Raw genomic sequence first — 26,182 nt, 5'->3', positions numbered from 1 at the left:
TCTCGAAACCCGCACCTTCGTCAGCTTCCATCGCCAGCGTCTGCTGCTTCATCCTGTTCTGCCTTCCTTATCCACTCCGCTCTATAACGCTCCGAGTAGCTATGCGGTGGACTTGATCAGCAATGCCTTAGCCGCGTTTTTAAAGCACTGGACCGCCGCTATTGCGCAGTCGCGCGACCGGTGCGGTCGTTTCGGATAGCACGTTGTTGCGGCGCAGCGCCCTGCTCGGTGCGGCGTCATTCCGATGTTGCGCAAAGACAATAAAAAAGAGGAAGAGCGTGGCTCTTCCTCCGTGATGATTTCCGCGTTCCCGGCTTCCCGAGTCGCGATCGCCGGCCTTGCTCAGTCGTACAGCACGGCTGCGATCTTCGGATCGTTTATGTTGGTCTTGTCGTACCAGTAGAAACCGGTATCGATCTTCTTCGGCAGCTTCTCGCCATGCAGTGCCTTGACCGCCGAGTCGACCGTGCACTTGCCGATACCGACCGGATTCTGCGTAATCGCGCCGGCCATCAAGCCCGACATGATGTTGTCCTTCTGCTCCTTGCCGGAGTCGAAGCCGATCAGCACGAGTTTCTTACCCGACTCCTTGATGCCAATCGCCGCGCCATCCGCGGAACCTTCGTTCGCGCCGAAGATGCCCTTCAGGTTCGGATTCGCCTGGATCATGGCCTTGGCGATTTCCGCCGACTTCAGGTGGTCGCCGGCGCCGTATTGCACGGAGACGATCTTGATGTTCGGGTGCTTCGACTTGATCTGATTGACGAAACCGTCGCGGCGATCGACACCGGTGCGGCTGGTCTGGTCGTGCACGATCACACCGACTTCGCCGGAATTGCCGATGAACTCGGCCATCTTGTCCGCGGCGAGCGCGGCGGCGGCGACGTTGTCCGTTGCGCAGGTCGTCAACGGAATATCGCTGTCGACGCCAGAGTCGAATGCGATCACGGGAATCTTGTCGTTCTGGGCGCGCTTGAGCAAGGGGATGGCCGCTTTGCTGTCGAGCGCCGCGATACCGAGCGCCTGCGGTTTCTTCGCTAGCGCGGCCGACAGCATGTCGATCTGCTTGTCGACCATCGCTTCCGTTTCCGGTCCCTCGAACGTGATCCTGACGTTGTTCGCTTTCGCGGACTGCTCGGCACCCAATTTGACGGCTTGCCAGAACTGATGCTGGAAGCCTTTCGAAATAAGCGGAATATACGGCTCATCCGCATACGCGAGACTGCTTCCGCCAACGAGCGCACCGACACCGACCACGATACCGATTAGTCTTCTCTTCAACATGGGGCCTCCTCCAATGGTTGGGCTTTCAAGCCGCTATCGAGCTTTCGAGGGAGCCTTCACGTGCCCTCTCTCTGCTGCTCCTGCGTTCCCTGCTTATTTGCTGCTTCCTTGCTGCTACATCAACTTCCCCGGCTGCGCCGCAGGATGTCCGCGTACACCGCCAGAATGATGATCAACCCCGTCACGACGATCTGCCACTCCTGCGCGACCGACATGATGCGCAGCCCGTTGGTCAGCACGCTCATGATGAAAGCGCCGATGATGGTTCCGAGTATCGTGCCCGAACCGCCGCTCAACGACGTGCCGCCGATCACGACTGCGGCGATCGCATCGAGCTCGTAGCCCTGACCGAGCGCCGGCTGCGCGGAATTGAGCCGCGACGCGATCAACAGACCCGCGATGCCGCAGATCGCGCCGCCCACGCCGTAAATTGCGATCTTCCAGCGATCGACATTGACGCCCGAGAGCCGCACCGCCTCTTCATTGCTGCCGAGTGCGAACGTATAGCGGCCGAGCGCGGTGCGATTGAGCGTAACGGAACTGACGATCGCGAGAAAGAACAGGATCAGTACCGCATTCGGAATCGGCACGCTCGGCAGAAAATAGCCGATCAGCGAGTCCTGGGAAATACGGTAGAAGTTCTCGGTATCGGTGAAATAGATCGGCTTGTCGGCCGACACGACGAGCGAAAGCCCCTTGAGCAGCATCATCATGCCGAGCGTCGCGATGAATGGCGGGATCTTCATTTTCGCGGTCAGCGTGCCCGAGATCGTGCCGCACACCGCGCCCGTCGCCAGTGCCGCGAGTACGCCCATCCACATCGGCAGATGCCAGTACGTGAGAAATACACCGCAAATCACGGCGGTGAACGTCATCAACGTACCGACCGACAGATCGATACCGCCCGTGATGATCACGAACGTGGCCGCGATCGCCAGCACGCCGTTCACGGCAGTCGCCTGCAAAATGCCGAGGATGTTGTCCATCTGCATGAAGGCCGGTGACGCGAAGCTGAAGAACACCAGCAGCAGAATGAGGCTCGCGAACGCGAGCATCTTTTGCACGGCGGTTGGCGCAAAGATTCGCGCTTTCAGCCCGGAAGTGCGCCGTTCGTTGTCCAGCGCCGCGGTATCCGTTTGCATTGTCATGTCATAGACCTCTTCAGGCTTGTGCCGTTTTCAGGGATTCGCGCTGCGTCGCGAGATGCATGATGCGCTCCTGCGTCGCTTCGCTGGCAGACAGTTCGCCGGTAATGCGCCCTTCGCACATCACGACGACGCGGTCGCTCATGCGCAGAACTTCGGGCAGCTCGGAGGAGATCATCACGATCGCCTTGCCTTGCGCCGCCAGCGAGCGCAGCAGCTTGTAGATTTCGCTTTTCGCGCCGACGTCGATGCCGCGCGTCGGTTCGTCGAAGAACAGGACATCGCAATCGCGCTCGAGCCATTTCGCAATCACGATCTTCTGCTGATTGCCGCCCGACAGGAGCCGAACCTGCTGCGTCGCCGAAGGCGTGCGAATCGCAAGCAGCTTGATGAAGTGCTGCGCTCTTTTGCGAATCTGCCCGCTGCGCAGGAACATATTGAGCGACAGGAACTTGCCGAGATCGGACATCACGATGTTCGATTCGACATCCATTCCCGTAGCCAGGCCGAAGCGCTTGCGATCTTCCGACAGGTAGCCGATGCCACGCTTGACCGCATCACTGGGCCTTTTGATCGACGCCTTCACGCCCTTCACAAAGATCTCGCCCGATTCGATCGGGTCGGCGCCGAACACCGCACGCGCGACCTCCGTACGGCCCGCACCCATCAAGCCGGCAAAGCCGAGTATTTCGCCCTTGCGCAATTCGAAACTGACGTCGCGCACGAGCGGACCCGCGACGAGATTCTTCACTTCGAGTGCGACTTCGCCTTTTACCGGCGCGCTCTCGACCGGCGTCATGTCGCCCAACGTGCGTCCGACCATCATGCCGATGATCGTCTGGACGCTGGTGCCCTCGGTCGGCACGGTGGCCACATACTCGCCGTCACGCATCACGGTGACGCGATCGGTGATCTGCTTCAGCTCGTCCATCTTGTGCGAGATATAGACGACGCCGACGCCGCGCTCTCTCAATTGACGGATGATCCGGAACAGCTCGGCGATCTCGGCATCGTTGAGCGCGGAGGTGGGTTCGTCCATGATCAGCACGCGCGAATCGAAAGACAGGGCTTTCGCGATCTCGACCATCTGCTGACTCGCGACGGTCAATGTGCCGACTATCGTGCGCGGATCGAGCTTCACGTGCATGCGGGCCAGGATCTCGCGTGCCTGCGCATTCAGCTTGTCTTCGTCGAGGAACAGACCGAGACCCTTGCGCGGCTCCCGGCCGATAAAGATGTTCTGCGCGATGCTCAGATGATTCATCAGTTGCAGTTCCTGATGAATGATGCCGATGCCGACCGCTTGCGCGTCGCGCGGACCTTGAAAGTCGACGGGTTTGCCGTCGAAGAGAATTTCGCCGGAATCGCGCGTATAGACGCCGGCAAGAATCTTCATCAGCGTAGACTTCCCCGCGCCGTTCTCGCCCATCAGCGCGTGGACCTCGCCGGCCATGAGTTCGAAGCGGACGTCATGAAGTGCTCTTACGCCCGGAAAGCTCTTGCAAAGCTTGTTGACGGAAATGAGTGGGTTCATGTGCTGATCTGTCGACGGCTGCCTATATCACCAACGTTTTTTCGGTGGAGCTTCTTACGACTCGACAACGGCTTTCATTGCAGCTTTCATTCAAGGCGCGAACAGGTCGGGCCTCTCTTTTGCGGACCGGTGCAATTCGGCGACCACCTGGTCGAGATGATCGTGCATCGCTTTGGCCGCCGCATCGCCGTCGCCGGCGCAAAGGGCCTTGAAGATGCTCTCGTGCTCTTCCAGCGTATGCACGAGCCGTTCCGGACTTGCGAGCAATTGCCGCGCGCGATCCAGCGCATTGCGCGACACCGCGACGATTTCCTTCACGCGCGGCAGCTTCACCGCGTCGAGCAGGATTTCATGGAAAGCCAGATCGAGCGCATGAAACGCCAGACGTTCACCACTTCCAGCCAGACTGCGCTGCTGGTCGAGATTGCTGGCCAACGCGTCCAGCGTCGCCCGGTCGTGCATTCGCGCCACGCCGCGCACCGTCTCGACTTCCAGTGCGCTGCGGATGAACAGATGCTGGCGGATGTCGTCGAGCGCAATCGGTTTGACGCGCGTGCCGCGCTGCGGCAATACCTCGACGAGACCCGCATGCGCAAGCCTTGCCAACGCGGACGACACCGGAAAGCGCGACACGCCCATTCGTTCGCACACGGCCATCTTGTCGATCATCATGCCGGGTTCCAACGCCAAGGTAACAATCGCTTCTCGCAACGCCGCCTCGACCGCGTCGGTCAAACTGCCGCGCTCGCCGCCGCCAACTTTTTGCAGTGCGACATAAGGACTGCCGGCGGCATTCTCCAGTTCGGCTGACGAGTTCACGGAGGCCTTGATTTCGAGAGAACATGCTAGCATGCTAGAAAGTGAATGCCGCGTTGTCAACGCGTACAAATGCCTGGGGAATACCTAGGGATGCCTGGTATCTGGGAACCAAGGGCTTACCCGTACACGCGGCAGAAACGCGCGCATGGAGACGTGCGCAGGTAGCCGATCCGTCTGCGTCCGCAGACGGACAAGCCGATAGCCATAGCCCCGGAGGGTGCGCAGATGACGACGATCACAAGGCTGTCCGTTCGGGACATCCGGTTCCCCACCTCACGTTCGCTGGACGGTTCGGACGCGATGAATGCCGCGCCGGACTACTCCGCCACCTACGTCACGCTCGAAACCGACACGCCGAATCTAACCGGCCACGGCCTCACGTTCACGATTGGCCGCGGCAATGAAATCTGCGTGACTGCCGTGAATGCACTCACGCCGTTGATCGTCGGCAAAAAGCTCGAAGATATCGCCGCGAATATGGGCGCTTTCTGGCGTGCATTTACTTCGGATAGCCAACTGCGCTGGATCGGCCCGGACAAAGGCGCGATTCACCTTGCCACCGCGGCGGTCGTGAACGCGGTGTGGGACTTGTGGGCAAAATCCGTCGGCAAGCCGGTCTGGAAGCTGCTGGTCGACATGACTCCGGAAGAACTCGTGCGCTGCCTCGACTTTCGCTATGTGACCGATGCGATCACACCGCACGAAGCACTTGCGATGCTGCATCGTCATGCGAAAACCAAAGGCGAGCGCGAAAAGGAAATGCTCGCGCATGGCTATCCGGCCTACACCACTTCGGCGGGCTGGCTCGGTTACGACGACGACAAGATTCGCCGGCTCGCGCGCGAAGGCGTCGCGCAGGGATGGACGCATTTCAAGCAGAAGGTCGGCGGCGACCTGGAAGAAGACGTGCGGCGCGCGCGCATTCTGCGCGAAGAGATCGGCGAGAACCTGAAGCTGATGATGGATGCGAACCAGGTATGGGACGTCGATGAAGCGATCGCGAACATGCGTCGTCTCGCCGAGTTCGACCCGTGGTGGATCGAGGAACCCACCAGTCCCGACGACATCCTCGGTCATGCGGCGATTCGCCGGCGGCTCGGCTCGATCGGCGTCGCAACCGGCGAGCATTGCCACAATCGCGTGATGTTCAAGCAACTGCTGCAGGCGCAAGCCATCGACTTCTGCCAGATCGACAGTTGCCGGCTCGGCGGACTCAACGAAGTGATCGTCGTACTGCTGATGGCCGCGAAGTTCGGAGTGCCGGTGTGCCCGCATGCGGGTGGCGTCGGCTTGTGCGAGTACGTGCAGCATATTTCGCTGTTCGACTATATCTGTGTGTCGGCGTCGCTCGAAAATCGCGTGCTCGAATATGTCGATCATCTGCATGAGCATTTCGTGGACCCCGTGGTAATCCGCAACGGGCACTACATGCCGCCGCAACGGCCGGGCTATAGCATCGAGATGATTGAAGGGACGTTGGACAAGTACTGGTATCCGGAAGGCGCGGCGTGGCAGGAATGAAGGTCCACGGTAAGGGTTCTAATTGCGTCGCATCAGGCGTATAACGGCAGACTTCGCTCACGCTGTTATCGCCCGATTCGATGCGCACCGCCCGACCCTTGCCGCCTCTGCTTTCGCTGCGCGCCTTCGAAGCCGCCGCGCGCCACCTGAGTTTCAGCCGCGCGGCGCAAGAACTGTTCGTCACGCAAAGCGCGGTGAGCCACCATATCCAGAAGCTCGAAGCCGATCTGGGTATCGCGCTATTCGAGCGCCAAACGCGCGCGATTGAACTCACCGGGACCGGCCGCGCGTACTATGCGAAAGTCCACGCGGCGTTCGAACTGCTGCGGCTCGGCACCAGCGAAGTGCGCGCATTCTCCACCGAACGCAAAACGCTGAACGTGGGCCTGCTGTCTTCATTCGCGAGTCGCTGGCTCGCGTCGCGTCTGCATACGTTCCCGCTCGCGCATCCGGACATCGAACTGCAATTGCGGCCCGACATCGCACTCGCCGATGTGCCGGGCGGCGAAGTCGACGTGGCGATTCGTTATGGACGCGGCGGCTGGCCGGGTGTCGCTTCGCAAAGGCTCATGTCCGAGCGTCTTTCGCCGGTGTGCAGTCCGTCGCTGCTTGCCGGCAGAAAGCGTCCGCGCAAAGCACTGGACCTGCTGCGTTTCCCGCTGCTGATTTCGTATTCGACGCATTCGTTCGAATGGGAAGCATGGTCGCGTCATGCCGGCCTCGCTCTCGGCGACGCGCAACGCGTGCAATTGCATGACTACAACATCGTCGTCGAAGCGGCGCTGGCCGGACAGGGCATCGCAATGGGCCGCCATCGGCTGATCGCGCAGCAGCTCGCGCAAGGCTCGCTGGTGCCGGCATTGCCCGACGCGGTGCTCGACGATCCGCGCATCGGCTGGTGGCTCGTCACGCGCAAAGGCAAGCTCGACGCCGCCGCGACCGCGTTCCGCTCGTGGATCATGCAAACGGCGCAGCAGGACCGGCTCGGCTGAACGCATTAGTTTGGCTCATGCGTCGGGCACGATAATTCGTTGGTCGGGTGCGGCGCGAATCGATAGCATCGAAGCTTTCCCGTCACTAACACGGTACCCTTCCGATGACCTCCTCGATTAGCTCCCGCGCCGCCAGCCTCGGCCTGACGCTCGAATCCGCGACCGCACCCGCCGCCAATTACGTGCCCTTCGTGCAAGAAGGCAATCTGCTTTACATTTCCGGTCAGATTTCGCGCAACAACGGACAGCCTGCATATCTCGGGCGTCTCGGCGACAATATCAGCGACGCCGAAGGCGCTCGGGCCGCGCGGCTGTCGGCGCTCGGAGTGGTCGCGCAGATCGTCGCGGCGACAGGCGACCGGCTTGAACGCGTGGCCCGTGTTGTGCGCCTGAACGTGTTCATCGCGAGCACACCGGCATTCACTGCGCAGAGCACGGTTGCCAATGGTGCGTCGGACGTGATGGTGCAAATCTTCGGCGACGCCGGCCGTCACGCACGCAGCGCGGTCGGTGTCGCGTCGCTTCCGGCGGGAGTCGCCGTCGAAGTCGAAGCGGTTGTCGCATTGAAGAATGACTGAATTCCACTCATACACTCGGAGCCGCCAATGTCCTCTCCGCTGTCGCCCGCAGCCATCGACGCAATACGTGCCCGCACACCCGGTGTCCTCAGTACCACGCATTTCAATCATGCGGGCGCGTCGCTGCCGTCGGCCGTCACGCTCGAAGCGATTCACGCGCATCTGTTGCGGGAAGCGTCGATGGGACCCATGGAAGCAGGCGCGGCTGCCGGCGAACAGACCGAGCGGGCGCGCACGCTCGCCGCGCGACTGCTGAACGCTCAGCTAGCCGAGATCGCACTGACGACCGGCAACTCGTCGGGATGGGGCGCAGCTTTCGCGGCGTTGGGTCCGTGGCGCGAGGGGCAACGCATCCTCGTCGCGCGGCACGAATGGGGCGGCAATCTCGCGACGATGCGTCTTCTGGCGCAGCGCGCGGGCGCATCGATAGAGACGATTCCTTCCGATGCCAGCGGCAGGGTTGATCCTCGCGCACTCGAAGCGATGCTCGACGACCGGGTCCGACTGATTGCACTCACGTGGCTGCCGGCCAATGGCGGACTGATCAATCCGGCTGCCGCGATTGGGCAGGTAGCGCGCCGTCACGGCATTCCATATTTCATCGATGCGGCGCAGGCCATCGGGCAACTGCCGATCGACGTCGTCGAAGTCGGCTGCGATGTGCTGGCGGGCGTGGGCCGCAAGGCACTGCGCGGACCGCGCGGCACCGGGCTGTTATACGTCCGGCGGGATTTTCTGCCCCGCTTGACGCCGGCTTTCGTCGACACTTATTCCGCGCCGCTCGACGCCAATGGCGAACCGGTACTGCGCGACGATGCCGCGCGTCTCGAATCATCGGAAGCGTCGATTGCACTGCATTGCGGATTGGCGAATGCATTGGACGAAGCGCTGGAAATCGGCATCGACAACATCCGCGCGCAGATCGATCGGACCGCGCAGACATTGCGCGAGCGGTTGGCCGCGATGCCGGGCGTGTCCGTACTCGACCAGGGTGTCGAACGATCCGGTCTGGTGTCGTTCAACGTCGCCGGACTCGACGCCATGTCGGTGCGACGCGCATTGGCTGCGCAGGGCATCACGATCGGCTCGAATGGCGTCGCATATACACCGTTCGATATGACGATCAGAGGGCTGACGCAGATCGCGCGCGCATCGGTTAGCTATCTGACCACCGACGCCGAAGTTGATAAATTGCTGGCTGGAATACGGACGTTGACGCATTGAGTACTCCAAGCAAACTTTGCGTCGGTCAAGTGAATAGAAGCGTCTCTTTCAACCCTCTCGCCCGCCCACGACCATGAACTCCGCCTCATCGCACCGCCTCGATTTATCAAGGTTTCCGCGCCACGCGCTTCTCGAAGGTCCGACGCCAATTCAGCACCTTGCGCGTCTGAGCGCTCGCCTCGGCGGCGCGGACATCTACGTCAAACGAGAAGATCTGACGGGACTGGGTGGCGGCGGCAACAAGCTGCGCAAGCTCGAATTCCTGATTGGCGAAGCGCTCGCGTGTGGCGCGGACACCATCATTACCGTCGGCGCACGTCAATCGAACCATGCGCGCCTGACGGCGGCCGCGGCGGCTCGCGTCGGACTTCAATGCGAGCTGGTGCTGACGAGAGCCGTGCCCCGTTCCGATCACGACTACATGGAGAACGGCAACGTGCTGCTCGATGCGCTATTCGATGCGCGCGTACATGATCTTCCCGGCACGGCCAACGCACTGCAATTCGCCGAGGAACGCGCGAGCGAATTGCGAGCGCAGGGCCGTAACGTGTATGTGTGTCCGTTGGGTGGTTCGAGCCCGGTCGGCTGCCTCGGCTATGCAGACTGCGCCGCTGAAATCGTCGCGCAATCGCACGCGCAAAACGTGGCTTTCGATCGCATCGTGGTGCCGAACGGAAGCGGCGGCATGCATGCGGGACTGGTTGCGGGTTTTGTTGCGCTGGGCCTCGATCCGTCACGTCTTGCCGCATTCACGGTGTATGGGAATGCCGGCCATGCGCGCACGGTTACTTTGGAGAAAGCGAATCAGACGGTTCGACTGATCGATCGAAGCCTTAGCGTGAGTGATGACGCGATCTCGATCGACGAAGCGCAGCTTGGACCCGGCTATGGCATTCCGACCGATAACATGCGCGCTGCGGTTCGGTTGATGGCAGCGACGGAAGGTCTACTGCTTGATCCCGTGTATAGCGGCAAGGCATTTGCGGGTGTCGTCGAAAACGTGAATACGGGCAAGTATTCTGCGGGACAGAAGATTCTATTCGTGATGAGCGGCGGGCTTCCGGGGCTATTTGCCTATCGGAACGAGTTCTGAGCGATGAAAGTGAGCCGCAGAAGAAGCAGAGACAACGCGATGGTCTGGTACGGGCCGCCGTTGTCTGAAGAAAGCGCGAAGCGCTTGAAGATTCGAACCGACGATTCGAAATGGTGCCCAGGGCGGGATTTGAACCCACACGCCTTTCGGCGCTACCCCCTCAAGATAGTGCGTCTACCAATTTCGCCACCTGGGCAGAGGGGCGCCATTGTATCAGCTAAATTATTTTTTTGAAGCCCCTCGCGCGATTTTGTTCGGCGGCACCGTGTCGGCGTTAGGCTGCCTGCTGGCCTGCGAGATGACCAATCCGCATTGGTGAATCGCCACACGGCGGGCAACCGGCGGTTAGTATTCCAATCTCGACATCGTTGACTAACGAAACGGAGCCCGTATGCCACGAGACCGCCTCCAGCTGTACACGGACACCCAATTCGCGAGCCCCTACGCGATGTCCGTCTTCGTGACGCTTCACGAAAAGCGCTTGCCGTATGACCTTTCGACCATCGATCTCGCTAGCAAAGCGAATCTCGCCACCGACTACGCGACCCTTTCATTGACACGCCGTGTGCCGACGCTGATACACGAAGACTTCGCGCTATCCGAGTCGTCCGCGATCACCGAGTACCTCGACGAGACTTTCCCGGATACTCCGGTCTATCCGCAGGATCGGCGTCTGCGCGCGCGAGCGCGCCAGGTGCAGGCCTGGCTGCGCAGCGATCTGCTGCCGATTCGCGAGGAGCGTTCCACCGAAGTTATTTTCTACGGATCGCGCAGCGGCCCGCTTTCGTCGCGCGCACAGCAAGCGGCTCAAAAACTCTTCGCCGCCGCCGACGCATTGCTTCCAGCCGATTCGCCAAATCTGTTCGGCGAGTGGTGCATCGCCGATATGGACCTCGCATTGATGCTCAATCGCCTCGTGCTGAATGCCGATCCCGTTCCGCAGAAGCTCAAGGACTACGCCATGCAACAATGGCAGCGCGCAAGCGTGCAGCAGTGGGTCCAACTGGAGCGTCCAGCGCTATAACTCGATCGGCGTGGCTGCATGCCACGTCGAAAAACCGTCAATAGAAGTGGCAAAGATCTGCAACATATCTGAATAGAGAAGCATTAAAGATGCAGTAAAAGCGAATATTACATTCGTGTTTTATCAGACCGTCGCTTCTCCGCCATTGCCCGGTTTCGCGCCCGCTCCCTTTGCTGCCTCACGCGCAGGATGCTGACAACGATCAGCACGATCGCAAGCAATGACAATTCGATGATTGCGGGAATTCGAATGGGATCATGAAACATGGCGGGTCTCCGTCACATGATTTCATCATAGTATGCTGGGCAGACTGCGCGTGAAGTATTGCGCCGCACCATTGCAATCTTATCGCCGCCATTACATTAGCCTTTATCCCGCTGGCAAAAAACGAGTGCGAGCGACAAATTGAAAACATTCTGTCACGCAAAAACTTGCACGAATCAGATAGCCGTCCCTAAAACAGATTATTTGCGCTAGAGTACACAAGCGATCAGTTGGATCGTGAGCCGTCCCGACATTTCAAAGGTGTTATCTGTCACGCTTTTGCTTGCGTGTACTAAAGAAACACCTGGACTCGTTGAAGACATCGCGCCATGCCATATTTTCCTGTCGCCTACTGTGGTCCCGCGGCTGTCCCCGAAAGCCTGTGGTTGCGCTGGAATACGGACCCGCCATTGCTGATCGCGCTCGCGGCGCTCGCATGGGTCGTGGCAAGCGGCCGCTCGGCGAATGCACGGGCGGGATGGGGCGCCGTCGCGCTGATGGCTCTCGTGTTCGTGTCGCCGCTTTGCGCGTTGTCCTCGGCATTGTTCTCCGCGCGCGTCACTCATCACGTCATTCTGATCGCCGCAGTAGCGCCGCTGCTCGCCGTTGCGTTTCCGCTGCCGCGCCTCGCGCATCCGCCGCTCGTGCCGGTGGTCGCAGCGCATGCGGTGATCATCTGGCTGTGGCATGCGCCGGGACCTTATGCGTGGGGACTGTCGAGCGTGCCGGGCTACTGGCTGATGCAGATCAGTTTGCTTGGCAGTGCATGGCTCATGTGGCGCAGCATCTTATCGCCGTTGCTGCCGACCGGCCCCGCGCTGATGGCGCTCGTCGCGACCATCGGCCAGATGGGTTTGCTCGGCGCGCTGATCGTGTTCGCGCCGGTGCCGCTCTATGTCGCACACTTCGCGACCACCGCCGCATGGGGGCTCACGCCACTCGCCGACCAGCAACTCGCAGGACTGTTGATGTGGGTACTGGCGATGATCCCTTATCTCGCGGCAGGACTTTCACTCGTCTGGTCAAGCCTGCGCGTCAGAGAGCCGGCGCTGTGACGACCCTTCTGAAGTTCATTCATCTGGCCGCCATCGCGATCTGGTCGGCCGGTTTGCTCGTGCTGCCGTATCTGTTCCGGCAACGTCGCGGGCTCGCGGCCGGCACCGAGCTCGACCGGCTGCACCGCATCACGCGTCTCGTGTTCGTGGAACTGACCTCGCCCGCCGCTTTCGTCGCGATTGCGAGTGGCACCGCGCTGATTTTTCTGCAAGCTACCTTCGTTGAATGGTTCACCGCGAAGATGGTGTTCGTCGGCATCATGGCGATGCTGCACGTGCTGGCCGGGCTGGTATTGCACGATCTGTATCTGCCCGACGGCCGGTTCGGCCGTGCCTCGGCGATTGCGCTGACCATCGCTTATCTGGTCGTGATCGTCGCGATCATCTGGATCGTGCTGGCCAAGCCCCATATCGACTCGAACCTGCTGGCCCCGCATCTGTTCGAGCCCGGGGGACTTGGCCGCTGGCTGCATCACTCCTTTGGCGAAACGAGAATCCCCACGCCATGATCGAACACGAGCTTGCCCCCATGCCAGCCGGCGAAGCCCGTCATCACCGAGCTGAGCACCGACAGCACGAGCCCATGCGGCAGGATCTCATCGGGGTAGTAAAGGCGCACACCCCAGTTCGCGCCCGCGAGCGCGACGAGCGTCATCGCGGCGACCGCATGCGACCAGCTCGCTTCCTTCAGGCGGATGCCGCGCACCAGCAGCAGTTCGGCGGTACCGACCACGCTCGCGGCGACGCCGCTCCAGAACGCGAAGCCGGCGGCCCACAAGCCCGCGCGGATCCAGAACGGGTCGCCGGTCCACCAGTAGATCACGTCGATGCCCAAGGTCGCGACGACGAACGCGATCGGGAAATGCACCATCATCACGTGAATCGGATGACCGACGAGCGCCACCGCCGAGCCCTTGTCGAGCCGCAACAGCTCGAGCATCACTTCGCTTCGCGTCTCGTTTCCAGCATTACGTTTGTTTGCCATGGTGGCGTGCCCTCGCATCGAATGCCTGGTGCTGCAAACCATCATAGCTGCTTGCGTCTGGCGGTCCAAGCCGGATCGCTCGCCACGTTGTCCGGCTGCACGGGGCCGCTGTCGACGCTCGAACCATCGGGTCCGGCCGCCGCATCGATCGCCGGGCTATGGTGGGTGATGCTGGCCGGCGCCGCGATCCTGTTCGCGATGGTGCTCGTGCTGTTTCTGCTGACGGTGTTCCGGCCCGGCTGGGGCTCGCATGTGCCGCCCGCGCGCTGGATCGTGCTCGGCGGTCTCGTGCTGCCCGCGGTGATCCTGATTCCGTTGATCTGCTACGCGCTGTACGCGGGCGAGTTGTTGCTGCCGCTGCGTGCGCATGCGCCCCCGCGCATCGAGGCGATTGCGCAGCAATGGCGATGGACCTTCCGCTATCCGGAACTCGGCAACGTCGAAACCGACAACGTTCTGCATCTGCCCGCTCGCACGCCGGTCGACATCACCGTGACCAGCATGGACGTCGTGCACGCGTTCTGGATTCCGCGTTTCGCGGGCAAGATCGACGCCGTGCCGGGCCACCACAACCTGCTTCGGATCGAGGCCGACGAGCCCGGCCGGTACGCCGGACAATGCAACGAGTTTTGCGGCATCGGTCACGCGGGGATGCACTTCACCGTGATCGTCGATCGTCCGGAAGATTTTCCGGCTGCGGTCAAGAGCGCCGCCGCCAACGGGGAGGTGAAGAAATGAGTGTGCCCGTCGAGCCGCCAACACAGGGCATCACCGCGCTGCGGCTGCATCGCCAGCTTGCCGCGATCTGGGGCACCGGGCCGGGCGTACAGAAGCTCGCGGCGGTCAACCATACGATCCTCGGCATGCGCATGATGATCACGTCGTTCGTGTTCTTCGCGATCGCCGGGATTCTCGGCATGCTCACGCGTGTACAACTCGCGACACCGCATGCGGCCTTCATGGATGTCGAGACCTATAACCAGGTCTTCACGATGCATGGATCGATGATGCTGTTCCTGTTCGCGATCCCGATGGTCGAAAGCTTCGCGGTCTATCTGACGCCGAAGATTCTCGGCACGCGCGACTTCGCGTTTCCGCGCCTGACCGCTTACGGCTACTGGTGCTATCTGTTCGGCGGCACGATCCTGACCGTGTCGCTGATTCTGCGCAGCGCGCCCGACGGCGGCTGGTTCATGTACACGCCGCTCAGCTCCAATGTGTACACACCCGGGTTGAACGCCGACGTATGGCTGCTCGGCATCACGTTCGTCGAAATTTCGGCATTGTCACTCGCGATGGAGATCGTCGTGTCGATCCTGAAGATGCGCGCGCCGGGCATGTCGCTCGATCGGATGCCGATCTTCGCGTGGTACATCCTCGTCACGGCGATGATGATGATCGTCGCGTTTCCGCCGCTGATTCTCGGCTCGATCCTGCTCGAGGTGGAGCGCGCCTTCAACCTGCCGTTCTTCGATCCGACGCGTGGCGGCGATCCGCTGCTGTGGCAGCACCTGTTCTGGCTATTCGGCCACCCCGACGTCTACATCATCTTTCTGCCGATGGCCGGCGTGCTATCGACGATGATCCCCGTGTTCGCACGACGCCGCCTGATCGGCTATCGCGCGATCGTCGTCGCGATCATCGCGCTCGCGTTCCTGAGCTTCGGCATCTGGGTGCACCACATGTTCACGGTGGGCATTCCGCATCTGGCGCTCGCATTCTTCTCGGCGGGCTCGGCGATCGTCGCGGTGCCCACCGCGATCCAGTTCTTCGCGTGGCTCGCCACGCTGTCGCACGGCCGCCCGCGCTGGGATGTGCCAATGCTGTACATCTTCGGCTTCTTCTTCGTATTCACGTGCGGCGGGCTCACAGGCGTGATGCTCGCGATCGTGCCGTTCGACTGGCAGGCGCACGACACCTACTTCGTCGTCGCGCACATGCACTACGTGGTGGCCGGCGCGCTGGCGTTTCCGATGCTCGCCGCGTTCTATTACTGGCTGCCGCTGCTGACCGGGCGCACCGCCGTGCATAAGCTTTCCGTGCCGGCGTTCTGGCTCGTGTTCATCGGCTTCAACATGACGTTCTTCATGATGCACCTGACCGGCCTGCTCGGAATGCCGCGGCGCATCTTCACATATAGCGGCGACGAAGGCTGGAACGGGCTCAATCTGCTGTCGTCGGTGGGCAGCTTCGTGATGACGATCGGCTTTGCGCTCGTCGTGATCGACATCATCGTGCAATTGCGTTTCGGCCAACGGGTGCGGCGCAACCCGTGGCAATCGACCACGCTCGAATGGGCGATGCCGATTCCGCCCGCGCCGTATGCGTTCGCGTCGATCCCACACATCGACGCCGAATCCGAAAAGGTCCCGCCCGGCCAGCTGGCTACCTCGCTCGCGCGCGGGGAAGGCTATCTCGGCTTCACGCGCAACGGCTGGCAGGAGGCGCTAGGCGTGCATATGACTTCGGGCGTGCCCGAGCAGCTGATCGTGCTGCCGAACTCGACGTATCTGCCACTCGCCACCGCACTCGTGACCGCGGCGGCGGTGCTCGCAATGCTGTTCAAGTTCTATCTGCTGTCGGTTGCATTCGCGTTCGCGACGTTCGGTCTCTTCATCTACGCAGGCCAGAGCGCGGGGCACGCGCGCGATTACGGCGCGCTGTCAGTCGGGCGCGGCGTCAGCGTCCCGCCGCATACCGAGGTGGCCGGTGCGCCGTCATGGCTTTCGATGATCTGCGCGCTGGTCGCGGACGGCACGCTGTTCACGTCGCTGGTCTTCGGCACGTTCTATCTGTGGATCGCCGCGCCGAACTGGCCAGCCGCGGTCGCGCCGCATCCGAACCGTCTGCTCGCACTTGTCGCAGTCGTCGCGCTCGCGGTGGCCGCAGCCGCCACGCGTGGCTCGTTACGCGCGGCCGCCGCCGAACGCAAACCGCACGGCACGATCGGGCTCTCCGCGATCGCGCTGATCGTCGCGCTCGTCGCCTGCGTGATGCTGATCGACGGCGTGACACCGAATCCGCGCGAGCATGCGCTCGGCGCGACGGCCGCGGCGCTACTCACGTATATCGCGGTTCACGCGGGCGTCGGGCTGCTGTTCCTGATCAGCAACGCGCTGCGCGTCGGCGCGGGCTTCGTTTCCGCGCGGCGCCTGACCGATCTGCGCCTCACGCGCCTGTGGGTCGATTACACGCTAGCGACGGGCATCATCGCGCTCGGACTCGTGCTCGCGTTGCCGAGCCTCGTCGCCATGCTGGGAGCCAGACCATGAATGCGCGTCCGCTTTCGCCACGTCGGTTGTGGTGGCTCGCTGTCGGCTTCACGATCTGGTGTCTCGCGTTCGTGATCCTGTATGCGCTGCATGCGATCGGCTGCGCGTTCGCGTGGCCGGCCGGCCCGCTGCGCGCGAGTCTTGCGATCATTCTGCTGCTGCATTTGGTCGCACTCGGCTGGCTATGGCGCTATCGCGCCGTGACCCGCGACCCTGGACCCGAACGCATCAGCTCGTTCATGCATACCGTCGTCGTCTGGACCCTGATCGCGGCGCTGGTCGCGAGCGTGATCACCTTCGGGCCCGCGCTGCTGCTCACCACCTGCGTCTGAACGTGGACTGAAAAGGGCGAGTGCGGCTGCGAACCGGGTAAGGACGAGCACCGAGGCAGTCCGCTCGTGCTACTGTACGGCGGCAAGACCTGGGACTCGTTGACGCTCGGCGAACTGAATGTGCCGCGCATCCGCTACCATTCCGAGCGCTATAGTTTCGTCGCTTTTCTTCATGCTCGAAGATTGAATCGATATGCCCTACTTCTTTGGAATTGGACTTCACGTTTTCATTGCGATCTTTTTCGCTATTCACGCGATGCGCAATAACCAGGGCATCTACTGGCTATTCATTCTGTTTGCCTTTCCGCTGCTCGGCAGCGTCGTGTACTTCTTCGCGATCTATCTGCCGGGTCTGCGCCATACGCGCGGCGCGCGAGTGGCCACGCAGGCGATCACCCAATTCGTCGATCCGAATCGCGCGCTGCGTGAAGCACGCGCCGCTTTCGAGCGCTCGCCGACCGTGCAGCATCGGATGCGGCTCGGCGAGGCCTTGCTCGCGGCCGGCAATCCGCGTGAAGCACTCGAACATTTTCAGGCCGCGGCGAATGGCCCCTTTGCGAACGATCCAGCGCTACTGATAGGTCTCGCGCGCTCGCAGTTCGCGCTCGGCAACTACACGGCCGCCGATACAATATTGGCGAATCTGTTCTCGATCAATCCGCACGCGCGCAATCAGGGCGAGCCGGCGCTGCTGTACGCGCGCACGCTGGCTGCGCTGAACGCACCGGGTGCGCGAGCGGCATTCGAACACTCGCTGACCTGCGCAACCGATGTCGCGCCGCGCTGCCTGTTCGCCGACTGGCTCGCCGCGCAACCGGAAGACGCGGACCGCCGCCGCGCCGGTGCGCTCTACGCGGAAATCGTGCAGGACGCCAAACATTGGCCGCGCCACGCGCGCGAACACAATCGCGAGTGGCTGCAGCGGGCGCAGGCCGCGTTGGCAGCCGGTGCGGCTCGAACGTGAGCATGCCGAGGAGAACATCGATGCGACGCGCAACCCGGTCTTTCGCTTTGGCGCTGTATGCCGCGATGGCGGCGACGGCTTTCGGTAGCGGCGGCGCGTCGACTTCCGCGCAGGCCGCTGGCACCGGCAAGCCGTTCAAATGGCCCGCCTCGTTCGTCGTGCTCGGCGATGGCTATCCGCACTCGGGCGATGTCTGCCGGCGGCTCGGCGAGTCGGCCGCGACCGCGAACTATCTCGATCATATGGCGATGCTGGTCGGTTGCCCCGGTCCGCGCGACAGCGCCGCCGTGCGCGCGATCGTCGAGCACCAGCGGCGCGCGCGCGTGGTCGGCGCAGCGGATGGCGTGACGCTGATTTCGATTTCCACGGAAGGCGCTCAGACCAGCTCGCAGAATGGCCACGTACCCGCGAAGGAATCGGCGATCAGCGCGAGCGGCACGCTGCCGTGCGAGCGCGGCAACGGACAGACCAGAACGATGTGCAAGTTCGGCGTCGTGCATCACAGCGATCGATCGACAACGGTCGTGGTCTACTGGCCCGACGGCGTGACGCGAGCCATTTTCTTCGGCGTAAACGGCCGCGTGATGGGCACAGCCGCGTCCGCGAGCGATCAGCCGACGCCCGGCGACACGCTGACGCGCAAACATGCCGGCATCAATCTGATTTCGGTCGGTAACGAACGCTATGAAATCGAGGACACAGTTCTGTCCGGCGGTTGACTTGCATTGAAGTACATCGGCGCAAGCCATGCGCGGGTGAAGTCCTGATTCGCCGCGCGTCACTTTCACTTCTATTCCCCTCGCTTCACGGCGTCGCGCTGATTCGACACGGCGGGCGCAATCACGTCATCGCGACAGCACGCCGCGTGTCGCACGGGTCAAAAAATATTAGTAATAATTCCGTAAAGTCCCGCACGTATGCGCAATGCGTATGCCGCATACAGCCTAGATTCTTTCATTCTACCGATGCTCGCATGCGGGATTACCCCATGCAAGCAAATCGATATTCTTGACTAATATTATTACCTGCCAGGTTCGACGCCAGCCCCACGGGCTTCCTTGCGAAGCAACCAACACCATAACGACTCTTTATCCCGATCCGTACGCCTAAGTATTTCCAACCAATCAGCGGTTCAACAGGAGGAGGTCATGATGTCGAGAAGAATAGGATTAGTGGCGGTCTGGCTGGCGATGGCCGTCGGACTCGCCGCGTGCAATGGCGACAATAGCGGCGTATCGACATCGCCGGTGGCGAACGCAGCCATGTCGAACGCGGCGGTATCCAGCAACGCATCGCAATCGAATTCGAACGCATCGGCGAACAACAACTCGACGACTCCCCCACTGCCCTGCGACGCCGCCGCGACTGCCAACACGCCCTGCTCCGCCGCGCACAGCGTGACCCGGCTACTGACCAAGAACTACACCGGCCCGCTGTTCCAGATTCAACGCGCGTCCGACAACACGACGCTCGACGTCTATCCGTACACCAACAGCACGCTGAAGGGCGGCGACCGCTCGCTGGTCGGCTCGGCGAATGTGCAGAGCGCGCAAGCCTTCTGCAACAACACGACCTGCTCGGTTACCTACATCTACGATCAGATAGATCTGGTCGCGCCGCTGAAAAACGGCGCGTTCGGCAACGTCCCGGCGACGCTGACGCTGAACCAGGACGGCACTGAATCGCTGACGGTACAGAACGGCAGCAAGACCACCACCGTGCCGGTCCTCAACGGCTTCGCGACGATCACGCTGCCCGGCACCGCCGGCACCCTGACCGTGCAACTGCTGCAACCGCCGAGCGCGTTGACCGCACAGGCGCCGACGCAGCAACTGACGATCGGCAACGACTTGCCCGCGCTCCCCGGCACACCGGCCAGGCTCGGGTTCGTCACGACGAACGGCGTGCAGATTGCTGCTCTCGGCACGCTCGCCGGGCAGGCCTATCGGAAACGCTTCGGCACGGTGAACCAGTCGATCGGCGATAGCGAAATCGCCGAGTACATGGTCGCTGGCGCGCACTACAGCCAATCGTCGACCTGCTGCGGCACCTACGGCAACATGGAAAGCAGCGCGAATCCGAGCACCTATGCGCACGGCGAAATCGAAGGCGAAATGTTCGCGCTCGCGTTCTCGAACGGCAACGCGGCCGTATTCGGCTATTGCGACGGCGACTCGATTCAGCCGTCGAACGTGAAGGACCCGGTGTGCAATGCGCTCGATACAAACTGGCCGGGTGTGGATGCCGAAGCCGGCGTCTATCTGTACGGCCCGCAGCAGCCGGCGAATGAGAAGTTCGTCACGGTGCTATCGAAGTACTCGCCGGTCAACGCGTTGAATCTATTTGCGGTCAAAGGCGGCTCCGCTTCGCAAAGCGTTTTGACAGCGCTGTACGATCAGGCTCCGCCTGAAGCGCTGATCTTCGGCAACGATGCCGGTCACGCATTCAACGGCCAATGGCAAGGCGGTCTGTCGCTCGGCGAAGGCGGTGATGGCAGCGCCGCGCCGATCCAGTTCTTCGAAGGCGCGATCATCACGAAGGCGACGTCCGATACGACCGACAACGCGATCCAGTCCAGCATCGCCAGCTTCTACGGACCGCCGGCCGACGCAGCCGCGTCGGCCTGCTATGCGAACAACCTGATCAATTCGCCACTCAGTCTCGCGACGCCGGATGCGTGGTTCCAGTCGAACGGCGGCACCGCCGTGCCCGCGACCGACATCTCCGGCGTCAATCGTGGCGCCGCGACGGTCACGAGCACGAATGGTTCGTCCGTGTCGAACATCCACGAAGTGATCCGGGTACAGGGCGGCCAGTCGTACACGTTCACCGACTATGTGCTCGCCACCACCAACGCAACGGTGTTCCCCGGCGGCTCGATCCAGACCGACGACCCGAGCGGCACCGAGTTCGGCTGGGTACTGAACACGAACACCGGCGCGATCGTGCGCGGCACGTGGGGCGCGGGACAAGCAACGGCGCTAAGCGCGGTGAAATCCGGCAACTGGTGGAAAGTGACGATGACGCTGACCGCACCGGCGGGATCGAACAATGCACAGGTGTTCATCGATCCGCCGACGTCGAACAGCGCAGGCGTGCGCTCGCAACAGCCCGCGTATCTGAGCGCGACGCACTACTGCCCGAGCCTCGCGATCCTGAGCGGCGCGAAGTCGTAAGCATGAACAGTGCGACGCAGTTATCGGTGATTCGTTGACGCGTCGCGCGATCGAAGGCACACTCGCTCTCCATGCAAGCCCTCACGACCCACCCGATCGCAAAGCATCATCATGCGCATGCCCGCGTGGGACTGCCTGTGGGGACTCGCGTACGCATACGCCGCTAGACATCATTCGCAGCGACATGCGCCACAAAGCCCCGCCGGCAACGACGGGGCTTTTTGTTTTTCACGACCTTATCCGCTCATCGAACGAAGGATTGCCGCCATGACACAGGAAGCACAGACACCTGCCGTATCGAAGAACTTTGCGACGCCCGTCGATCTTTACCGCGCCCTTGCACGCGTATGGGCCGGCGATACGTCGAGCCCGACCCACGCTTGGTTGTCGACGAATCCGGCACAGAATCATTGCAGCGTGACGTCTCTGATCGTGCAGGACTGCTTCGGTGGCGAGATTCTGACGACGCGAACGTCCGGCGGCACACACTTCTACAACCTGATCGACGGCAAGAGATGGGATCTGACCGTCAGTCAGTTTGCCGAGCCGATTCCATTCGACGATACGCTTTCGAGTCGCGAGGCGGCGTTCGCGGATACGTCGCGTGAGAAATATGAACTGCTGAAGTCGAGGCTCGCGAAAGCCAGCTGAAATAAACGCTCAATCGAACATGCGTGGCCAAACCGCGTCGATATGCGGCTGGCCGCGCTAGCTGACTTCAACCTACCACTTCCTGCTTCCCCGGAATGCCCTGTCCGCGCAACGAACATCCGCGCGTTTCAGGCACGAAGACGAGCGCAATCGCACCAACGACGCACGCCGCCATCATGTAGTAGGCAGGCACCAGCGCATTGCCCGTATGCGCGACCAGCCATTCGTTCGCCATCGGCGCGGTACCGCCGAAGATCGACGTCGACACGTTATACGCAATCGCCATCCCCGCGTAACGGACCTGCGTGGGGAACATTGCGGGGAACATCGCCGAGATGCTGGCCAATTGCGGCACGTACAACAGCCCGAGCACCGCAAAGCCGATGAACGCGCCGGTTACGCTCAGCTTCATCAGCAGGAACATCGGAATCGCCGCGACGAACAGGCCGACCAACGAAAACCACCACACGTTCTTGCGTCCGACGCGATCCGAGAACGTGCCCGCAAACGGCAGGAACACCATCATCGCGAGCATGCCGATCAGCGGCACGAGCAGGGACATGTTGTCGCTCATGCCTAGCTGCTTCTGCATGAAGGTCGGCATATAGGCGAGCAGCACGTAGTTGACGACATTCAAAGCAACCACGAGCCCGCCGAGCTGGATCAGAGGTCTCCAATAGTCGCTCAGCAACGCCTTCAGCGTGACGCAGCTATGCTGCTCCTTGTGCATCGTTTCTTCGAGCTCGCGAAAGACCGGCGTGTCTTCGAGCTTGGAGCGCAGATAGAAGCCGATCAGGCCGAGCGGTGCCGCAATCAGAAACGGCAAACGCCATCCCCATGCATGCATCGCCGTGTTGCCGAGTACGACCGAGCAACCGAGCATCAGAAACGCGCCGAGCGAGAACCCCGACAGCGTCGCGAATTCGAGGAAGCTGCCGCAAAAGCCGCGCTTCTTGTCGGGCGCGTATTCGGCCATGAAAGTCGCCGCGCCGCCATATTCGCCCCCCGTCGAAAAGCCCTGGATCATTCGCAGCACGACGAGGATCGCCGGTGCCCACCAGCCAATGCTCGCGTAAGTCGGCACGAGTCCGACCAGCAGCGTTGCCACTGACATCAGGATGATCGTCAACGCGAGCACGTGCTTGCGGCCGAGGCGATCGCCGAGCGGCCCCCAGAACAGGCCGCCTAACGGACGCACGAGAAACGAAATGGCGAACGTCGCGAGTGCGAACAACGTAGCCTGCGAAGTGCTGCCGGGGAACAACGCGGCCGAAATGTAGCTGAGGCCATAGGCGTAGATACCGTAGTCAAACCACTCGGTTGCATTGCCGAGCGCCGATGCGGCGATCGCGCGCCGCAGCAAGCTGCGCGCTTGCGCTTGCGGTTGCGCGCTCTGCGCGGTCCATGAATGTGCGTAATGCATGTCTCCTCCTGGGATGTCTCTATGCGACACAGGCAACGTCGCCCGAATCCACGATACCGGCGGCACACTTCTGCAACGATGTTCTAGGACGATGCAGGCATCGGGGTTTTCCATAAAGCCCGCACTGGATGCGGTAATCCGTACGTGTGCGTTGGGGATGAGTCGCGCACGATCGGGAAAAACAACACGAGTCGGGTGCTATGACGCTTTAATATTTCGAGCCGTCGTTCGTTCTACCGATAAGCATTCGAGTGCGAGGCCACCCGGTGAAAGCAGCGCTCCGCATATGTGTCACCGCTTTGTCGATGCCGTCGGCAGGCTGTTACGCCGAAGCAGCCAGCTATCCGCCATTGCCGGCGCTCAACATCGATATCTCGCAGACCTCCGTCTCCGGCCTCTCGGCGGGAGGGTTCATGGCGGTGCAACTGGCGCTCGCGTACTCGTCGATCATCAAGGGCGTGGGCGTCGTTGCGGCCGGTCCGTACTATTGCTCGCAAAACAGCCTTCTGATCGCCACGACCCGGTGTTCATGCACCATCCGACCGGCGAGCGCCTGCCGGGTCTCGCCTGACAGCACCAATGTGCCGCGGCTCGTCTCGATGGCCAGGACGTTTTCCGCCAATCGCCTGATTGACGATATCTCCACGATCGCGGGCCAACGAATCGTCACGATATCGGGAGCGAAAGATGCGACCGTGCCTACGCCCATCGTCGCTCAGTTGCAGGCGTTCTATGCGGCGCTCGGCGTGCCGGAACAAAACATGACTCGAATCGGCATCGCCGATGCGGGCCACACGATGCCCACCCTCGACTACGGCGTGGCCTGCGCGAAAAGCGAATCGCCGTTCATCGGCAAGTGCAACGTCGATGGCGCGAAGCAGATACTGGGCTGGATCTACGGACCTGCTCCGCTCGCGCCGCCTGCCGCGGCAACGCCACCGGGACGCTTCATCCGCTTCGATCAGAGCCGTTATCTACCGGCCAACCGGCCAGCGAGCTTTTTTCGCAGGACGGGCATGGACACCACCGGATGGCTGTATGTACCGGGCACATGCGATGCGGGTGCGCCGTGCCGGCTGCACGTTGCGCTGCACGGCTGTCGGCAGGGTCAGGCCTATGTCCCGCTCGGCTCACCGACCGGCCTCTCCTACGGCACCACGTTCGTCCGGCACGCGGGCTATACGCAGTGGGCGGACAACAACCGTATCGTCGTGCTATATCCGCAGGCGGTATCGATTCCAATAACCAACCCGAACGGATGCTGGGACTGGTGGGGATATACCGGCCGACATTTCGCCGATCAGCAAGGCGTTCAGATGCGCGCGATCCGCAACATGATCGAACGGCTCACGTCGGGAACGTCGGGCGCAAGCCACTGAGTGGCTGAAAGCCCGACGTCATTCGCATCAGCGCATCAGCAACGGCAGCGTCATCAAACGCCCCTGCTCCGGCCTCGCGTCGTTCTCGCCGCACAGCCGCAAACACATCCATGCGGTCGCGAGATTGCTGCTCACCACCGGCTTGCCCGTAGCCTCTTCGATTCGCGCGATGATCCGCGCGGCTCGCACCGCGGTGCACGAGATAAACAGCGCGTCGGAGTCCCGCGCCGTCGCCTCGCGCGCAAAGGCGACGATATCGTCGTGCGAAATCCGTGCCATCTCCCGGTCGTCGGTCAAACCGACGCATGAGAAGCGATCGATCGCGAAGCCTTGCGCGGCGAAGTACTCCGCCATTGGCCCGCTCGTTTCGGCCGTGTACGGCGTCAGCACGCTGATACGCCGCGCGCCGAGCGTGTCGAGCGCAGTGACCGCGGCCGCCGTTGGAGTGACCACTCTGGCCGATGGCTTCGCCGCATGAATAGCGCTCTCGATCTGCGCATCACCGATCATCACGGACGCCGACGTGCACGAATACATTACGACGTCGAGCGTTTCGTCGGGCAGAATCAGCGCCGCGCCCGCGGTCAGTGACGGTTGCATCGCGCGCAGATTGTCGGGCGTGACCGGGTTCGCATACGGCACGCGATTCACGTAAATGCCGATATGCTCGTTCGCAACGAGTGCCGCGAAATCCGGCTCGGTGGTGTGATCGGTCGCGAGAATCACGAGGCCGATACGTTTGTCGAAAGCGCGTTCGACCAGATGCGGCGCTCGCTCGAATTGCCGAATAGTTATTTGCATCGTTCAATGCCCCGGAGCCGGAAACCGCTTTTCAAGTACGCGCACAAAGGCTACCGCAATCAGGCTGATGATCAGGAACAGCACCCCGACCAGCGTCATCGGCTCCAGATAGCGGTAGTCCGTATTCGCGATGATCTTCGCCTGATTCATCAATTCGAGGACCGTGATCGCCGACAGCAACGGCGTTTCCTTGAACATCGAGATCAGGTAATTGGCGAGCGCGGGCACCATCGGCGGCACCGCTTCGGGCAGGATCACGTGCTGCCAGGTTTGCGCGGGGCTCAGATTGCAGGCCTTTGCGGCTTCCCATTGCCCGCGCGGAATACTTTCGATGCCGGCACGATAGACCTCGGCCGCATATGTCGCGTAATGCACGCCAATTGCGAGCACACCGGCCGCGAGCGCCGGCATCCGGATGCCGATGTCGGGCAGCACGTAGAACACGAAATACAGCTGCACGAGCAGCGGCGTGCCGCGAATAAAGCCCGCAACCGCCGACGTGCCGCGCGACACCACGCGATTCGGCGCCAGCCGCAAAATGGAAATCACCATGCCGACCACGGCCGCCACCACCGCGCCCAGCAATGTAGCGAGCACGGTGATCTCCAGGCCTTGCAGCAGGATCGGCAGAATCTCGCGCACGAAGCTCCAGTCCCATTCCATTCG

27 protein-coding genes and 1 tRNA gene are annotated in these 26,182 nt (G+C 62.0%); 17 read left to right on the top strand and 11 right to left on the bottom strand.

What is annotated here, in order from left to right:
- Positions 1 to 199 (top strand): hypothetical protein (locus ACLFKU_RS19740; protein ID WP_410850200.1); only part of this gene is annotated, 199 nt, incomplete at its 5' end.
- Between the two features lie 143 nt (positions 200 to 342).
- Here ACLFKU_RS19740 and ACLFKU_RS19735 read toward each other — a convergent pair.
- The 4 genes from ACLFKU_RS19735 to ACLFKU_RS19720 form a co-directional block, all read right to left on the bottom strand.
- On the bottom strand, positions 343 to 1,284 hold the full coding sequence (locus tag ACLFKU_RS19735; RefSeq protein WP_368583036.1) for an ABC transporter substrate-binding protein: 942 nt from the start codon (positions 1,282 to 1,284) through the stop codon (positions 343 to 345).
- Between the two features lie 119 nt (positions 1,285 to 1,403).
- Positions 1,404 to 2,432, bottom strand: coding sequence for an ABC transporter permease (locus ACLFKU_RS19730; RefSeq protein ID WP_368583038.1), 1,029 nt, complete (start codon positions 2,430 to 2,432; stop codon positions 1,404 to 1,406).
- A gap of 13 nt (positions 2,433 to 2,445) precedes the next feature.
- The gene (locus ACLFKU_RS19725) at positions 2,446 to 3,963 is read right to left on the bottom strand and encodes a sugar ABC transporter ATP-binding protein (protein ID WP_368583040.1); all 1,518 of its coding nucleotides are present in this window, start codon (positions 3,961 to 3,963) and stop codon (positions 2,446 to 2,448) included.
- A 90-nt stretch (positions 3,964 to 4,053) separates the two neighbouring features.
- Positions 4,054 to 4,815 (bottom strand): GntR family transcriptional regulator, encoded by a 762-nt coding sequence (locus tag ACLFKU_RS19720; protein ID WP_368583041.1) that lies wholly within the window; start codon positions 4,813 to 4,815, stop codon positions 4,054 to 4,056.
- 192 nt (positions 4,816 to 5,007) lie between these two features.
- Here ACLFKU_RS19720 and ACLFKU_RS19715 point away from each other — a divergent pair, with 192 nt between their 5' ends.
- The 5 genes from ACLFKU_RS19715 to ACLFKU_RS19695 all read left to right on the top strand — a co-directional run bounded on the left by ACLFKU_RS19715 (position 5,008) and on the right by ACLFKU_RS19695 (position 10,190).
- Complete coding sequence (locus ACLFKU_RS19715; protein ID WP_410850199.1) at positions 5,008 to 6,303, top strand: L-fuconate dehydratase; 1,296 nt, start codon at positions 5,008 to 5,010, stop codon at positions 6,301 to 6,303.
- An 80-nt stretch (positions 6,304 to 6,383) separates the two neighbouring features.
- Positions 6,384 to 7,295, top strand: a complete 912-nt coding sequence (gene gcvA / locus ACLFKU_RS19710; RefSeq protein ID WP_368583044.1) for a transcriptional regulator GcvA — start codon at positions 6,384 to 6,386, stop codon at positions 7,293 to 7,295.
- A 104-nt stretch (positions 7,296 to 7,399) separates the two neighbouring features.
- Positions 7,400 to 7,873 (top strand): RidA family protein, encoded by a 474-nt coding sequence (locus ACLFKU_RS19705; RefSeq protein ID WP_410850198.1) that lies wholly within the window; start codon positions 7,400 to 7,402, stop codon positions 7,871 to 7,873.
- A 27-nt stretch (positions 7,874 to 7,900) separates the two neighbouring features.
- Positions 7,901 to 9,097, top strand: coding sequence for an aminotransferase class V-fold PLP-dependent enzyme (locus tag ACLFKU_RS19700; RefSeq protein WP_410850197.1), 1,197 nt, complete (start codon positions 7,901 to 7,903; stop codon positions 9,095 to 9,097).
- Between the two features lie 73 nt (positions 9,098 to 9,170).
- On the top strand, positions 9,171 to 10,190 hold the full coding sequence (locus tag ACLFKU_RS19695) for a D-cysteine desulfhydrase family protein (RefSeq protein WP_410850196.1): 1,020 nt from the start codon (positions 9,171 to 9,173) through the stop codon (positions 10,188 to 10,190).
- A 111-nt stretch (positions 10,191 to 10,301) separates the two neighbouring features.
- Here the strand turns inward: ACLFKU_RS19695 and ACLFKU_RS19690 are convergent.
- Positions 10,302 to 10,386: transfer RNA gene (locus tag ACLFKU_RS19690), tRNA-Leu, on the bottom strand.
- Positions 10,387 to 10,581: 195 nt separating this feature from the next.
- Between ACLFKU_RS19690 and yfcF the strand changes: the two genes are divergently transcribed.
- The gene (gene yfcF / locus ACLFKU_RS19685) at positions 10,582 to 11,214 is read left to right on the top strand and encodes a glutathione transferase (protein ID WP_410850195.1); all 633 of its coding nucleotides are present in this window, start codon (positions 10,582 to 10,584) and stop codon (positions 11,212 to 11,214) included.
- 107 nt (positions 11,215 to 11,321) lie between these two features.
- Here the strand turns inward: yfcF and ACLFKU_RS19680 are convergent, their stop codons facing one another.
- Positions 11,322 to 11,480, bottom strand: a complete 159-nt coding sequence (locus ACLFKU_RS19680) for a hypothetical protein (RefSeq protein WP_368583052.1) — start codon at positions 11,478 to 11,480, stop codon at positions 11,322 to 11,324.
- A gap of 327 nt (positions 11,481 to 11,807) precedes the next feature.
- Between ACLFKU_RS19680 and ACLFKU_RS19675 the strand changes: the two genes are divergently transcribed.
- The gene (locus ACLFKU_RS19675; RefSeq protein WP_410850194.1) at positions 11,808 to 12,533 is read left to right on the top strand and encodes a cytochrome c oxidase assembly protein; all 726 of its coding nucleotides are present in this window, start codon (positions 11,808 to 11,810) and stop codon (positions 12,531 to 12,533) included.
- A complete protein-coding gene (locus tag ACLFKU_RS19670; RefSeq protein WP_368583056.1) occupies positions 12,530 to 13,042 on the top strand; it encodes a CopD family protein in 513 nt (170 codons plus the stop codon). Before ACLFKU_RS19675 ends, ACLFKU_RS19670 begins: the two co-directional genes overlap by 4 nt.
- On the opposite strand, the gene ACLFKU_RS19665 is transcribed toward ACLFKU_RS19670, so the two are convergent.
- A complete protein-coding gene (locus ACLFKU_RS19665; RefSeq protein ID WP_368583058.1) occupies positions 13,006 to 13,518 on the bottom strand; it encodes a DUF2231 domain-containing protein in 513 nt (170 codons plus the stop codon). The two genes, ACLFKU_RS19670 and ACLFKU_RS19665, sit on opposite strands and share 37 nt — an antisense overlap.
- Positions 13,519 to 13,569: 51 nt before the next feature.
- Between ACLFKU_RS19665 and coxB the strand changes: the two genes are divergently transcribed.
- From coxB to ACLFKU_RS19640, 5 genes are all read left to right on the top strand, one after another.
- Positions 13,570 to 14,256: a cytochrome c oxidase subunit II gene (gene coxB, locus ACLFKU_RS19660; RefSeq protein WP_410850193.1), complete on the top strand. Its 687-nt coding sequence runs from the start codon at positions 13,570 to 13,572 to the stop codon at positions 14,254 to 14,256.
- Positions 14,253 to 16,790, top strand: a complete 2,538-nt coding sequence (gene ctaD / locus ACLFKU_RS19655) for a cytochrome c oxidase subunit I (protein WP_410850192.1) — start codon at positions 14,253 to 14,255, stop codon at positions 16,788 to 16,790. The genes coxB and ctaD overlap by 4 nt, the downstream gene beginning before the upstream one ends.
- Complete coding sequence (locus ACLFKU_RS19650) at positions 16,787 to 17,122, top strand: hypothetical protein (RefSeq protein ID WP_368583064.1); 336 nt, start codon at positions 16,787 to 16,789, stop codon at positions 17,120 to 17,122. Before ctaD ends, ACLFKU_RS19650 begins: the two co-directional genes overlap by 4 nt.
- Before the next feature lie 193 nt (positions 17,123 to 17,315).
- Positions 17,316 to 18,086, top strand: coding sequence for a tetratricopeptide repeat protein (locus tag ACLFKU_RS19645; protein ID WP_368583066.1), 771 nt, complete (start codon positions 17,316 to 17,318; stop codon positions 18,084 to 18,086).
- A 20-nt stretch (positions 18,087 to 18,106) separates the two neighbouring features.
- Positions 18,107 to 18,805: a hypothetical protein gene (locus ACLFKU_RS19640; RefSeq protein ID WP_410850191.1), complete on the top strand. Its 699-nt coding sequence runs from the start codon at positions 18,107 to 18,109 to the stop codon at positions 18,803 to 18,805.
- Positions 18,806 to 19,218: 413 nt separating this feature from the next.
- Here ACLFKU_RS19640 and ACLFKU_RS19635 read toward each other — a convergent pair whose 3' ends face one another.
- Positions 19,219 to 19,458: a hypothetical protein gene (locus ACLFKU_RS19635; RefSeq protein ID WP_410850190.1), complete on the bottom strand. Its 240-nt coding sequence runs from the start codon at positions 19,456 to 19,458 to the stop codon at positions 19,219 to 19,221.
- Between the two features lie 25 nt (positions 19,459 to 19,483).
- On the opposite strand from ACLFKU_RS19635, the gene ACLFKU_RS19630 reads away from it, so the two are divergent.
- Together ACLFKU_RS19630 and ACLFKU_RS19625 are read left to right on the top strand one after the other, a co-directional pair.
- On the top strand, positions 19,484 to 21,262 hold the full coding sequence (locus ACLFKU_RS19630; protein WP_410850189.1) for an arabinofuranosidase catalytic domain-containing protein: 1,779 nt from the start codon (positions 19,484 to 19,486) through the stop codon (positions 21,260 to 21,262).
- Between the two features lie 267 nt (positions 21,263 to 21,529).
- Positions 21,530 to 21,913 (top strand): hypothetical protein, encoded by a 384-nt coding sequence (locus tag ACLFKU_RS19625; protein WP_410850188.1) that lies wholly within the window; start codon positions 21,530 to 21,532, stop codon positions 21,911 to 21,913.
- A 67-nt stretch (positions 21,914 to 21,980) separates the two neighbouring features.
- Here ACLFKU_RS19625 and ACLFKU_RS19620 read toward each other — a convergent pair whose 3' ends face one another.
- Entirely contained in the window at positions 21,981 to 23,336 is a 1,356-nt protein-coding gene (locus tag ACLFKU_RS19620) for an MFS transporter (protein WP_368583075.1), read from the bottom strand.
- 266 nt (positions 23,337 to 23,602) lie between these two features.
- On the opposite strand from ACLFKU_RS19620, the gene ACLFKU_RS19615 reads away from it, so the two are divergent.
- A complete protein-coding gene (locus ACLFKU_RS19615; protein ID WP_410850187.1) occupies positions 23,603 to 24,715 on the top strand; it encodes a poly(3-hydroxybutyrate) depolymerase in 1,113 nt (370 codons plus the stop codon).
- A gap of 27 nt (positions 24,716 to 24,742) precedes the next feature.
- Here ACLFKU_RS19615 and eutA read toward each other — a convergent pair whose 3' ends face one another.
- Together eutA and ehuD are read right to left on the bottom strand one after the other, a co-directional pair.
- Positions 24,743 to 25,516 (bottom strand): ectoine utilization protein EutA, encoded by a 774-nt coding sequence (gene eutA, locus ACLFKU_RS19610; RefSeq protein ID WP_410850186.1) that lies wholly within the window; start codon positions 25,514 to 25,516, stop codon positions 24,743 to 24,745.
- Between the two features lie 3 nt (positions 25,517 to 25,519).
- Positions 25,520 to 26,179 (bottom strand): ectoine/hydroxyectoine ABC transporter permease subunit EhuD, encoded by a 660-nt coding sequence (ehuD, locus tag ACLFKU_RS19605; RefSeq protein WP_410850185.1) that lies wholly within the window; start codon positions 26,177 to 26,179, stop codon positions 25,520 to 25,522.
- Positions 26,180 to 26,182: the final 3 nt, after the last annotated feature.

This window comes from Paraburkholderia sp. EG304, from assembly GCF_046543485.1.
Lineage (GTDB): Bacteria > Pseudomonadota > Gammaproteobacteria > Burkholderiales > Burkholderiaceae > Paraburkholderia > Paraburkholderia youngii.
The sequence above is the reverse complement of the archived record's forward strand: the minus strand, read 5'-3'. Positions and strand labels throughout refer to the sequence as shown.

Excerpts from the sequence above, each read along its gene's own strand:
- ACLFKU_RS19645 (WP_368583066.1), top strand. The coding sequence starts at position 17,316 with ATGCCCTACTTCTTTGGAATTGGACTTCACGTTTTCATTGCGATCTTT.
- ACLFKU_RS19705 (WP_410850198.1), top strand. The coding sequence starts at position 7,400 with ATGACCTCCTCGATTAGCTCCCGCGCCGCCAGCCTCGGCCTGACGCTC.
- ACLFKU_RS19680 (WP_368583052.1), bottom strand. The coding sequence starts at position 11,480 with ATGTTTCATGATCCCATTCGAATTCCCGCAATCATCGAATTGTCATTG.
- ACLFKU_RS19650 (WP_368583064.1), top strand. The coding sequence starts at position 16,787 with ATGAATGCGCGTCCGCTTTCGCCACGTCGGTTGTGGTGGCTCGCTGTC.
- ACLFKU_RS19640 (WP_410850191.1), top strand. The coding sequence starts at position 18,107 with ATGCGACGCGCAACCCGGTCTTTCGCTTTGGCGCTGTATGCCGCGATG.
- ACLFKU_RS19620 (WP_368583075.1), bottom strand. The coding sequence starts at position 23,336 with ATGCATTACGCACATTCATGGACCGCGCAGAGCGCGCAACCGCAAGCG.
- ACLFKU_RS19730 (WP_368583038.1), bottom strand. The coding sequence starts at position 2,432 with ATGACAATGCAAACGGATACCGCGGCGCTGGACAACGAACGGCGCACT.
- ACLFKU_RS19625 (WP_410850188.1), top strand. The coding sequence starts at position 21,530 with ATGACACAGGAAGCACAGACACCTGCCGTATCGAAGAACTTTGCGACG.
- ACLFKU_RS19675 (WP_410850194.1), top strand. The coding sequence starts at position 11,808 with ATGCCATATTTTCCTGTCGCCTACTGTGGTCCCGCGGCTGTCCCCGAA.
- ctaD (WP_410850192.1), top strand. The coding sequence starts at position 14,253 with ATGAGTGTGCCCGTCGAGCCGCCAACACAGGGCATCACCGCGCTGCGG.
- ACLFKU_RS19725 (WP_368583040.1), bottom strand. The coding sequence starts at position 3,963 with ATGAACCCACTCATTTCCGTCAACAAGCTTTGCAAGAGCTTTCCGGGC.
- ACLFKU_RS19695 (WP_410850196.1), top strand. The coding sequence starts at position 9,171 with ATGAACTCCGCCTCATCGCACCGCCTCGATTTATCAAGGTTTCCGCGC.
- ACLFKU_RS19720 (WP_368583041.1), bottom strand. The coding sequence starts at position 4,815 with ATGCTAGCATGTTCTCTCGAAATCAAGGCCTCCGTGAACTCGTCAGCC.
- gcvA (WP_368583044.1), top strand. The coding sequence starts at position 6,384 with ATGCGCACCGCCCGACCCTTGCCGCCTCTGCTTTCGCTGCGCGCCTTC.
- ACLFKU_RS19700 (WP_410850197.1), top strand. The coding sequence starts at position 7,901 with ATGTCCTCTCCGCTGTCGCCCGCAGCCATCGACGCAATACGTGCCCGC.
- ACLFKU_RS19735 (WP_368583036.1), bottom strand. The coding sequence starts at position 1,284 with ATGTTGAAGAGAAGACTAATCGGTATCGTGGTCGGTGTCGGTGCGCTC.
- ACLFKU_RS19715 (WP_410850199.1), top strand. The coding sequence starts at position 5,008 with ATGACGACGATCACAAGGCTGTCCGTTCGGGACATCCGGTTCCCCACC.
- yfcF (WP_410850195.1), top strand. The coding sequence starts at position 10,582 with ATGCCACGAGACCGCCTCCAGCTGTACACGGACACCCAATTCGCGAGC.
- ehuD (WP_410850185.1), bottom strand. The coding sequence starts at position 26,179 with ATGGAATGGGACTGGAGCTTCGTGCGCGAGATTCTGCCGATCCTGCTG.
- ACLFKU_RS19665 (WP_368583058.1), bottom strand. The coding sequence starts at position 13,518 with ATGGCAAACAAACGTAATGCTGGAAACGAGACGCGAAGCGAAGTGATG.
- eutA (WP_410850186.1), bottom strand. The coding sequence starts at position 25,516 with ATGCAAATAACTATTCGGCAATTCGAGCGAGCGCCGCATCTGGTCGAA.